8 protein-coding genes and 3 pseudogenes are annotated in these 10,040 nt (G+C 59.0%); 4 read left to right on the top strand and 7 right to left on the bottom strand.

What is annotated here, in order from left to right:
• Positions 1-1,612, bottom strand: a pseudogene (locus B4968_RS04180) (extracellular solute-binding protein); the annotation flags it as partial.
• A gap of 426 nt (positions 1,613-2,038) precedes the next feature.
• Between B4968_RS04180 and B4968_RS04185 the strand changes: the two are divergent.
• Positions 2,039-2,811 (top strand): annotated as a pseudogene (locus tag B4968_RS04185) (3-hydroxybutyrate dehydrogenase).
• An 87-nt stretch (positions 2,812-2,898) separates the two neighbouring features.
• Here B4968_RS04185 and B4968_RS04190 read toward each other — a convergent pair.
• From B4968_RS04190 to B4968_RS25540, 5 genes are all read right to left on the bottom strand, one after another.
• On the bottom strand, positions 2,899-3,591 hold the full coding sequence (locus B4968_RS04190) for a DUF502 domain-containing protein (protein ID WP_083096921.1): 693 nt from the start codon (positions 3,589-3,591) through the stop codon (positions 2,899-2,901).
• A gap of 104 nt (positions 3,592-3,695) precedes the next feature.
• Entirely contained in the window at positions 3,696-4,610 is a 915-nt protein-coding gene (locus B4968_RS04195; protein WP_083096923.1) for a pseudouridine-5'-phosphate glycosidase, read from the bottom strand.
• Positions 4,607-5,539, bottom strand: a complete 933-nt coding sequence (locus B4968_RS04200; protein WP_083096925.1) for a PfkB family carbohydrate kinase — start codon at positions 5,537-5,539, stop codon at positions 4,607-4,609. Before B4968_RS04200 ends, B4968_RS04195 begins: the two co-directional genes overlap by 4 nt.
• Positions 5,540-5,627: 88 nt before the next feature.
• The gene (locus B4968_RS25535; RefSeq protein WP_338153198.1) at positions 5,628-6,044 is read right to left on the bottom strand and encodes a DUF4198 domain-containing protein; all 417 of its coding nucleotides are present in this window, start codon (positions 6,042-6,044) and stop codon (positions 5,628-5,630) included.
• Between the two features lie 21 nt (positions 6,045-6,065).
• On the bottom strand, positions 6,066-6,212 hold the full coding sequence (locus tag B4968_RS25540) for a hypothetical protein (protein WP_338153197.1): 147 nt from the start codon (positions 6,210-6,212) through the stop codon (positions 6,066-6,068).
• Positions 6,213-6,487: 275 nt separating this feature from the next.
• Here B4968_RS25540 and B4968_RS04210 point away from each other — a divergent pair, with 275 nt between their 5' ends.
• Positions 6,488-7,633 (top strand): HupE/UreJ family protein, encoded by a 1,146-nt coding sequence (locus B4968_RS04210; RefSeq protein ID WP_241525538.1) that lies wholly within the window; start codon positions 6,488-6,490, stop codon positions 7,631-7,633.
• Between the two features lie 118 nt (positions 7,634-7,751).
• On the opposite strand, the gene B4968_RS04215 is transcribed toward B4968_RS04210, so the two are convergent.
• Positions 7,752-8,384: a thiamine phosphate synthase gene (locus B4968_RS04215; protein WP_083096930.1), complete on the bottom strand. Its 633-nt coding sequence runs from the start codon at positions 8,382-8,384 to the stop codon at positions 7,752-7,754.
• A gap of 271 nt (positions 8,385-8,655) precedes the next feature.
• Between B4968_RS04215 and B4968_RS04220 the strand changes: the two are divergent.
• Together B4968_RS04220 and B4968_RS04225 are read left to right on the top strand one after the other, a co-directional pair.
• Positions 8,656-9,446: pseudogene (locus tag B4968_RS04220) on the top strand (RNA methyltransferase).
• A 75-nt stretch (positions 9,447-9,521) separates the two neighbouring features.
• The coding region (locus tag B4968_RS04225) for a COX15/CtaA family protein (protein ID WP_139792567.1) at positions 9,522-10,040 on the top strand (519 nt) is incomplete at its 3' end.

Genomic DNA, 10,040 nt, shown 5'->3' on the forward strand with positions numbered 1-10,040 from the left:
GCATATGATCAATCATCGCATCCACAGCAGGAGAGGAAATCCCCATCAGGTTACGGCTGCCGGGCTGATTGGCGCCCTGGGCGCCCCAGTATAGCCTTTGCTCGTTGCCGCGGGCTGAGAGACAGCTCGCGCCGCACCCGCGTCAGATCAAAGTCAAACTCCGACTGCCGCCCAACATATTGTGCATTGTCAACAAGTTCAGGCGTCAAAGACACTCCCAGACGCTCAAGCGCCCGGGCATAGATCTCGATCACCGTTTTCATCTCTGAATCGCCCTGACGCAGCAGCACGCTGAGATTGAGCGGGTCTCCGCGCGCGTTGCGCAACACGCCACCCTCAACGGTCCAGCCCGCCTCGGAGAGCAAGTCCATGGCTTTGCGCAGATTTTTGCGATTGCGCTTGGTGCCGTCGCTTTGCGGCAAGGCATAGCCTTCTAGTGCTCCGGGAGGCAGTGTGTCGGCAAACGGCGCCAGATAGGCGGCCACGCGACCTGTGGCGGGACCGGGCTGCAGGCCAAGGTGAGAGTTTGAGAAATAAGAGGTGATGCGCGGTTGCACACCGCCAGTGATGGTCTCGTTGATGTATTCAAAATTGAACGCCAGCAGGAAGGCTTCGCGCACCCGCCAGTCATCAAAGGGCGCGCGACGGGTGTTAAAAGCGAGGCGGTCATGCCCGAGGGACGTTGGTGCGGGATCTCGCTTTTGACGATCCGGCCCTCGGTGACGGCGGCGAACCCATAGGCGCTGTCCCATTTATCCGCGTTGAATTCCCGAAAGCTGGTGAGCTCTCCGGCCTTGAAGGCCTCAAACAACACGGTCTGGTCCCCGAAAAAGTCGATCCGCAATTGGTCAAAGTTCTGGGTGCCAACACGAAACGGCAGATCCTTGCCCCAATAGTCAGGATTGCGCCGCAGGGTGAGCTGGCGGCCTGCCTCAAAACTTTCGATCACATAGGGACCACTGCCAATGGGCGCCTCAGAGAGGCCGGAGGCGGCAAAATCTTTGTCCTGCCATTGTGCTTTTTGCAAAATGGGGCGCATCCCGGCAATCAAAGCGAGCTCGCGGTCTTTGGTATTGAAGGTGATGCGCAGGCTTAGGGGACCGGTTTGGCGGATCTCGGAGACCTTGTTCCAAAACCCCCTATAGCGAAGATGCCCCTGGGTTCCGAGCAGCTCATAGGACCAGATCACATCCTCGATTGTGACCGGGCTTCCGTCTGAGAAACGCGCCTCATCCCGCAGGGTGAATTCCACCCAGGATCGGTCCTCAGCTACATTAACTGATTCGGCCAACAGCCCGTAAAGAGAGAAAGCTTCGTCCCAGGACCGCCCCATGAGACTCTCATATCCCCAAAATCTGAGCTGCCAGGGAGGCGTGCCTTTCTGGGCAAAGGGGTTAAGCGTATCAAAGCCGCCGGTATTGCCAAAGACAACCTTTCCCCCCTTGGGAGCGGCCGGGTTGGCATAGGGCAGAGAGACAAAATCCTTTGGCAAGGCGGGGTTACCGTACATAGCTATGCCATGGGATGATTCTGCCTGTGCAAAATGGGCCCCGCCAAACAGGGAGATTCCTAATGTTACGGCCTGCAGTTTTTGGAAAAATTCTGACTTCACTTTGGCAACAATCCCGTTCTGCCCTTATTTTCTTGGGTCAACACTTATTAGGTGCATCTCCGTCATTTCAAACTTTTAGCTTGGAGGAAAGCGCGAAATTGCGTATAACAGAGTCACTGCTCGATAGGTTTCTTGCCTGTATGAAACCTGCCTCAATAACTATACGCCCGCTTCGTGCGGGCGTTTTTTTTTGGCAGTTCTCTCTTGTTCCCGCGTAGTCTGGTCGCTTCTGTCTGGCTGCCGCAGTCTGGCTCTGTGTGGCCTCGCATGGCCTGTGGGGGCAGGCTTTGACTAAACACCTGTCTGCGTGCACCAGGAAGCCTGCAACAACAGGTGCCGGTCTAAGTAGTCCTACGCGTTTCTTTTGGCGGTGCAGCATGGCAAGATGCCGCCAACGTCTTTAGAAAAACAAGAAAGGGACAAATGATGACACTCCAGGGAAAAACTGCGGTGATCACCGGGTCCAATTCGGGCATCGGCCTTGGCATTGCACGTGAGCTGGCGCGGGCGGGGGCCGATGTTGTGCTCAACTCCTTTACCGACCGGACCGAAGACCACGAACTGGCAGCTCAGATCGCGTCTGAGTTTGGCGGCAAGGCCCGCTACAGCACCGCCGATATGTCTGACGCCGAGGCCTGCCGGGGGCTGATAGAGGCGGCGGGGCACTGTGATATCCTTGTCAATAATGCCGGCATACAACATGTGGCGCCAGTCGAGACTTTCCCTGTTGATGCCTGGAATGCCATTCTCGCCATCAATCTCAGCTCGGCCTTTCACACCACGGCGGTTGCTTTGCGATGATGCGGGCGGCTGGCTGGGGGCGTGTGGTCAACATTGCCTCGGCCCATGGGCTGACCGCGTCGCCGTACAAGTCGGCCTATGTTGCGGCCAAACACGGGGTTGTTGGTCTGACAAAAACCGTGGCGCTGGAAACAGCGGAAGAGCCGATCACCTGCAATGCCATCTGTCCCGGCTATGTTTTGACGCCACTGGTGGAGGCACAGATCCCGGACACCATGGCGAAATACAATATGTCGCGCGAAGAGGTGATCAAAAAGGTCATGCTGGACCGCCAGCCATCGCGTGAATTTGCCACCGTTGAACAATTGGGCGGCTCGACGGTCTTTTTCTGCTCGGAAGAGGCCGCGCAGACCCCCGGCACCACCCTCAGCGTGGATGGCGGCTGGACCGCGCTCTAGATCGGCTCCACGCCGCACACAGCCCACAACGACGAAGGGAAGGCGTGATGCCTTCCCTTTTTGCCATGGTCCGACAGAGGCTAGGGCCTATTCTTCAGCAGGCAGTTCCGGCGTGCTGGGGGTTTTTTGGTTTGGATAGACCAGCCCCGCCGAGATCACCAGCTTGGCAGCATCTTCGACGCCCCTATCGAGCTCGATCACATCATCGCTGGGGACAAAGAGCAAAAAGCCCGAGGTTGGGTTGGGGGTGGTGGGAAGAAAGATGCTCATCAGAGTGCCACCCGTGTCGGCACGGTCAGAGACCTCGCCCTTGGCGGTGGTGGAGATAAAGCCAATCGCCCAGATACCACGACGGGGATACTGGATCAGGCAGGCTTTCTCAAAGCTGCGCTCTGACTGGGCAAACACGGTTTCCGAGATCTGTTTGATGCCGGAATAGATCGTGCGCACCACAGGCATACGGTTGACCAGGTTTTCCGCAAAACCGATCAGCGATCGCCCAATGATGCCCTTGGCGATCCAGCCGATGACAATGGTGAACAGCAAAAAGAAGATCAGCCCGATGCCACGCAGGTTGATGCCGATATATTGCTCTGGCGAAATGGTGTTGGGCACCAGCGGCAACACCACCGCATCGACCCAGCCCACTACGGTCCACAAGAGCCAGAGCGTCAGGCTAACCGGGGCAATGACGACAATCCCGGTGAAAAACGACGAGCGCAGCCGGGCAAACAGACCGGAGCGATGGCGGATGGGTTCTTCATCAAAGGGTGTGGTCATTGGGTACAATCATTTTGGAGCAAGGCGGAACCTCAGGCAGAACCTCAGGCAGAACCTATGTATTGATAGCCGCCTGAGCAATGCCGTAGTCAAAGGAAAGTCACTCAAGAGTTAAGCGCGACCAGTTCTTTGGCGATTTCAGCGGCAAGACGCGCATTATTGCGCACCAGAGCGATATTTGCAGTCAGGGATTTGCCCTCGGTGAGCTCAAAGATCCGTTGCAGCAGGAAGGGCGTGACCGCCTTGCCGGACACACCCTGCGCGTCGACTTCGCTTTGCGCCTGGGCAATCACCGGGGCGAGCACCTCGGCCGCGATCTGAGCATCACTGGGGATCGGGTTGGCGATCAGCTGGCCACCGGGCAGACCCATCGCGCCACGGGTGGCATGCGCCCGGGCGATCTCGGCGGCATTGTCCATGCGCAGCGGTGCTGCCAGATCAGACTGGGCAGACCAAAAGGCGGGAAAGCTGTCCTGACCGTAGGCGATCACCGGAACGCCTTGAGTTTCCAGAATTTCAAGCGTTTTGGGGATGTCCAGAATGGCCTTTGCCCCGGCGGCAACTACGGTAACCTCGGTTTGCGCCAGCTCCATCAGATCCGCAGAGATATCAAAACTGGTCTCAGCGCCCTTGTGCACCCCGCCAATGCCACCCGTGGCAAAGACTTTGATATCCGCAAGACGGGCGGCAATCATGGTCGCGGCCACTGTGGTAGCTCCGGTTTTGCCCATGGCGATGCAGGTCGGCATATCCGCGCGCGAGACCTTGGCCACGTTTTTGGCCTGACCCAGAGACTGCAGCTGGTCGGGCTCAAGCCCCACATGCAAGACCCCCTGCATCACGGCGATGGTGGCAGGCGTCGCGCCGAGATCGCGAATGTCTTGTTCAACCTGGGCTGCGACCTCAACGTTCTGCGGAAACGGCATGCCGTGGGTAATGATAGTGCTTTCAAGCGCCACAATGGCTGTGCCTGCGGCCTGTGCGGCGCGGACTTCGGACGAATACTGGATTTTGATCACAGCGGCGGTTCTCCTGAAACATAGGTGGCGGCGGCCTGCAGGGCGGCTGCCAAAGCGGAATCACGGTCTTCTCCACGGGCTTCGGCTGCGATATGCGCCGCCATAAAGGTGTCGCCAGCGCCGGTGACACGGGCGACCGTGACGCGGGGCGGCTGTTTGGTGATGACACAATGGGTTGCGGCGCAGGCCTCACTGGCCGCAGCACCGCCATCGGTCACCAGCACGCGGGCCGCACCGCGATCCAGCAGGGCCATTGCTGCGGTTTCGCTGTTGGTAAAATTATCCTGACACAACAGCCCGGCCTCTTCGGGGTTCACATAAAGCGTGCCCCGGGTGCGGTTTAAAAACGGCCGCAGGCGTTCTGCCTTACCGGGAGAGGCGGGGGCGACGCGCAGGTCCGCCTTGGCAAAGGCGGGACCGGTGGCAATTTCCCCCAGCAGCGACGCCGTAAGGTTGCCGTCTAGCGCGATAGCCCCGGCGTAGGGCGCCTCCAGCGTGCCAAGTGTGCCATCCATCAGCGGGCGCAGGATCTTGTCGCCGGCGGCTTCCAGAGAATGGGCATCGGCAATCGCCGCGATCAATCCATTGCCGCCCTCAACAGCCATATAGCGATCCGTTGGCAGATCCTCGGATCGGTAGAGATAATCAGTGCGGCAGCCAAGGCGGCTGCAGGCGGCAATCAGTTCATCGCCTTCGGGGTCGCGCCCGATAGTGCTCAACAGGGTTGGTGCCAGACCAAACCGGGCTAGGGTCATGGCGATATTCATCGCAACACCCCCCGGCAGCCTGGTGATGCGTCCGGGCATATCTGAGCCACGCCGCATTTCAGCCGGGCTGCGACCGATAATGTCCCAGAGGACAGAACCAATGCAAAGAACCTGCAGGGCAGCGGCTGAGGGGGTGGCGGGAGATGAAATATCCTGTGTCATGCGGCCTCTATTGCGCCTTTTGTCGCGCCTCGCAAGCACCATAGCCACAGCAATAGGGTGAAAACGGCAGGCGAAAGGGGAGCCGTACCTAAGGGACGGCAAAAACCATCGAGGCCCAGAGCGTTTCCCAAACCACTTTGGCATCTCCCTCAACAGCGCGCAACACAACCGCATTCAGCAAATAGCTGTGCTGTGCGCGTACAGGGACCTGCACCAGCCCCGTGGTGTCGGTTTTTGCAAGGCTGCTCTGGACCACCCCGTCAGGCGCACGCTCAAAGATCTCCACCTGTGCCAATGCGCGTGGTGCGCCCTGATAAAACAGCTGTACAGGCAAAGTCACCGATCTAGGCGCGGGCGCTGCAGTCATATCGAGGGTATAGGGGTTCTTCAGCGCGACAAACTCGGTCTCAAGCCCAAAGGCGCGATCTGCGCCCTTGCCGTGATCAACCGCGACAAGCAGTTTCGCATGGCGGCTGTAGCGCTCGACAAATCCAGAGTCCGGCAGGCCGCGCTGGCTATGTTTGGCCTAAATATCGCCAAACCCCTGGTTGGCGGCAAAACGGGCAAACTTCTCCCATGTCTTGTAGGTGATCAGATCAGGGGTGGTTTCATGCAGCGCAATCAGCAGCCCCGCCTGTAGCTCTTCCAGAACCAGGGCTGGCATATCGCCCATGCGCCCCACATAGGGCGATATGCCCACCCTGTATGGTTTCAAAACGCCGGGTGCGATGCTCGAAATAGGGCAGGCGGGCTCCCTTGAACATCTGACCATTTCTAAGGCCTGCCCGCAGGGTGCCGTCGGAATTGACTTGATATTTTTCCGGCTCAATCCAAAACTCGTGGGATAATGCTGGAGCACTCCCGAAAGAGAGGCTTGCAAGACTGAGCGCAACCAGCAGAATGAGACGGAGCGAGCGGATCGAGACAGTGGGCATTTTGAAAACGGGCATTTTGAAAACTTTTCTTTTGAGCCCCCTCAGGGTGGGCATCCTGCTGATCCTGTCAAGCCTTGTGCTCTTTGGCTTGCCGGGGGTTGGCCGGAGCCATGAGGTCACGCCGACTATTGCCGACTTTAACGTAGAGGACGGCAAAATCAGCCTGAAGCTGCGCATGAACCTTGAGGCCTTTGTTGCAGGCATCGATCTGGACGGACGTGCAAATACCGATACCAGCGACAAATCGCTGGACTATGATTTGTTGCGCAATATGGATGAGGCTGAGCTGGGCCCCATGGCGCGCCTTTTTGTCGAAGACTGGCTGCCTGAGTTGCAGCTGGAGGCAGGTGGTGCGGTGGCATTGCAGCTGGACAGCCTGACGATCCCAGAGATTGAAGATGTAAGCCTTGCGCGCGCCTCATATCTCACCCTCACGGGGGACATCCCGCGCACAGCGCTTTACCTCAAACTAACGTGGCCGCAGGGTTCGGGCGCGGTGGTACTGCGGCAAAACGGTGTGCCCGACCCCTATACCGGCTATCTGCTGGGCGGAGGCCAGTCCCCGGCGATTGTGCTAAAGGGCGGAGCGGTCCAGACGCCCTGGCAGGTGTTTCAAAGCTATGTGCCGGTTGGGTTTGACCACATTCTGCCGCAGGGGCTGGATCATATCCTTTTTGTGCTGGGGCTGTTCTTTCTCAGCCTGCGAATCCGGCCGCTGTTGTGGCAGGTGACCACCTTTACTGTGGCCCATAGCATCACTCTGGCGCTTGGGGCGCTGGGCCTGGTGTCTGTGAACCCTGCCATTGTAGAGCCGCTGATTGCGGCCTCGATCGTGTTTGTTGCGGTTGAAAACATCTTTGCGCGGCGACTGCACAGCTGGCGTACCCTTGTGATCTTTGGCTTTGGCCTGCTGCATGGGCTTGGCTTCGCGACGGTTCTGGGCGAATTCGGCCTGCCGCAGGATCAGGTGGTGCCAGCGCTTTTGGGCTTTAATGTCGGGGTAGAGTTTGGTCAGTTGGCGGTGATCGCCCTTGCCTATGGCTGTTTGGGCTATTGGTTTGGCGGCCATCCCAAATACCGCGGCAGGGTTGCCATTCCTGCCTCTCTGACCATTGCGTTGATTGGCGGCTATTGGTTTTTTGAACGCATTCCGCTGTAGCCGGGGCAAATGGAAAGGGTGCCAAAGGAGAAATAGTGCCAAAGGAGCTGGGCCAAAAAAAATAGCGCCTCAGTTTCCTGCGGCGCCATTCAGGTTCAAATTCTTTGTGGCGACTTGTTCAGCCCAGGACCGCCATGAAACGGCGCAGGGTGGCGACAGGGTCGTCAGAGGTCCAGAGCTCATCGCCCAGACCAAAGAAATCCGTAAAGGGCGAAACGGTGCGCACCAGCTCTTCGGTCAGCCCGCCTTCGGCGACCACCGGAACCTCGATCATCTGCGACCACCATTCAAACAGATCACTCCCGGCGACAGCACCATCCCCAAGACCGGATGTGCCAACAGGTCCAAAGCTAACATAGTCAGCGCCTGCTTCGGCGGCGGCGATACCGTCGTGTCGCGTGGCGCCACAGAAACTGCCGACAATGGCATCAGGGCCCAGTGCCTTGCGCGCGGTGCGGACCGATTTTGACGCATCATTCAGATGCACACCATCCAGACCCAGACGCTCTGCCAGAATTTGGTGGTCGCTGATTACAATGGCGACTTCCCGAGCGTGACATACCTCGCGCAGGGCATCTCCAGCCCGGCTCAGCGTGTCCTCGTCGCGGCTGGCAAGGTTGAGGCGCAGGCAGGAAATCTCGGTGCTGTCCAACACGCGCGCCAGAATATCGGGGAACCGGCTTAGCTCAAAGCTCGGGGGGGAGATGAGGTAGATCTGCGGGGCTTCGGGGGCTTCTGAGGCATTGTCCATGCAGCTCACTCCTGTTCACTTTGAAGCAGGGGTTTTAGCGTATCTGTCGCCAAACGCAAGGTTTTGCCAGCGCGGGCAGGGGCAAATACGCAGTGCTCCTGAGGAAATTACACAGTGCCACGCAGATTTATATGGCAAGGCACCGGACAATATTGCGACGCTCAGGGGACAAACCCTAAATGAGGCGTGCAAAAGCCCGTTGAAGAGCGCAGGTGGGTTGCTCATCTGGCGTGCGCCGACTACAGCAGGGCGGTATTTTGCGGAGGAAGAGATGCCCAGCGACACGCCACAACCCGCCTTTGTTCTGGTCCGCCCTCAGATGGGGGAAAACATCGGTGCGGCTGCGCGTGCCATGTGGAATTTCGGTCTGGACCGAATGCGCATCGTGGGCCCCCGTGATGGCTGGCCCAATCCCAAAGCGGTTGCCATGGCCTCGGGCGCCGGACGTCTCCTAGATGAGGCGGTACTGACGCAGGATTTGCCTGCCGCCCTTGAGGACTGCTCTTTTGTCTTTGCCACCACAGCACGCCCCCGCGAGCTGGTCAAGCCGGTCTACAGCCCGGAAGCTGCGATGAAACTGGCGCGTGAGAAAATCCTCAGCGGCGAAAAGGTGGCAGTGCTGTTTGGCCCCGAGCGCGCCGGTCTTGAGAACGACGATATTGCCCGGGCAAACGCCATTATTTCGGTGCCGGTGAACCCCGATTTGCCTCGCTCAACCTTGGCCAATGTGTGCTGTTGACCGCCTATGAATGGCAGCGTCAGATGCAGGATGTCGCGGCCGAGGTTACCGAGTTGGGCAAGACGGACTGGGCGACCGGCCGCGATGTTGAGGCTCTGGTCAGCCACTATGAAGACCGTCTGGATGAGGCCGGGTTTTTCTTTCCTGAAACCAAGGCTGCCGGCATGAAAGTGGTGTTTCGCAATATGTTCAGCCGGATGCGGCTGACCCGCGCGGATGTTCAGATGCTGCACGGTGTCATGCGGCAGATGGTGCGCTGGAAACACAGCGCCCGTGCGGAAGGTGACGATCCTCAGACCCCTCCTGAAAAATGGTTTCTGTAGCGTTCAATCATCTGGATGCACTGGACCTTCGCGACCCGCGCCCCTAGCTTGGCGGCAGATCTGAAAGAGGCAAGCATGAGCAAGCGCAGCATTTTTGAAGAGGTCGACGGCACCAAGGCCGAGACCGCCGTAGCCACCCCCGGAATGATTGACCGTGATCGCGGCGGCGCGCGGGGCGCTATCCGGGCCTGGCTTTTGGTCCTGTTTGCCCTGGTGGTGGCGATGATCGTGGTCGGCGGGCTGACCCGGCTCACGGATTCCGGCCTTTCCATTACGGAATGGCGCCCGGTGACGGGCGCGCTGCCGCCGCTCTCTGAGGTCGAGTGGCAGGCTGAATTCGACAAATACAAACAGATTGACCAGTGGCAGATTGAAAACCAGTGGATGGAGCTGGCGGATTTCAAATCGATCTACTGGTGGGAATGGGGCCATCGCCAGCTTGGTCGCGTGATGGGCCTGATCTGGGCCATTGGCTTTTTTGGCTTTCTGCTTGCCCGCAAGATCCCCACCGGCTGGACCGGGCGTCTGGCGCTGCCCGGGGTTCTTGGCGGCGTGCAAGGCGCGATTGGCTGGTGGATGGTGTCCTCGGGCGTC

This window comes from Pseudophaeobacter leonis, assembly GCF_002087335.1.
In the GTDB taxonomy this organism is placed as follows: Bacteria; Pseudomonadota; Alphaproteobacteria; order Rhodobacterales; family Rhodobacteraceae; genus Pseudophaeobacter; species Pseudophaeobacter leonis.

Bases quoted from the DNA above. Each gene is read 5' to 3' on its own strand.
- B4968_RS04190 (WP_083096921.1), bottom strand. From the start codon at position 3,591: ATGACCACACCCTTTGATGAAGAACCCATCCGCCATCGCTCCGGTCTG.
- B4968_RS04200 (WP_083096925.1), bottom strand. From the start codon at position 5,539: ATGACACAGGATATTTCATCTCCCGCCACCCCCTCAGCCGCTGCCCTG.
- B4968_RS25540 (WP_338153197.1), bottom strand. From the start codon at position 6,212: ATGGGCGATATGCCAGCCCTGGTTCTGGAAGAGCTACAGGCGGGGCTG.
- B4968_RS04215 (WP_083096930.1), bottom strand. From the start codon at position 8,384: ATGGACAATGCCTCAGAAGCCCCCGAAGCCCCGCAGATCTACCTCATC.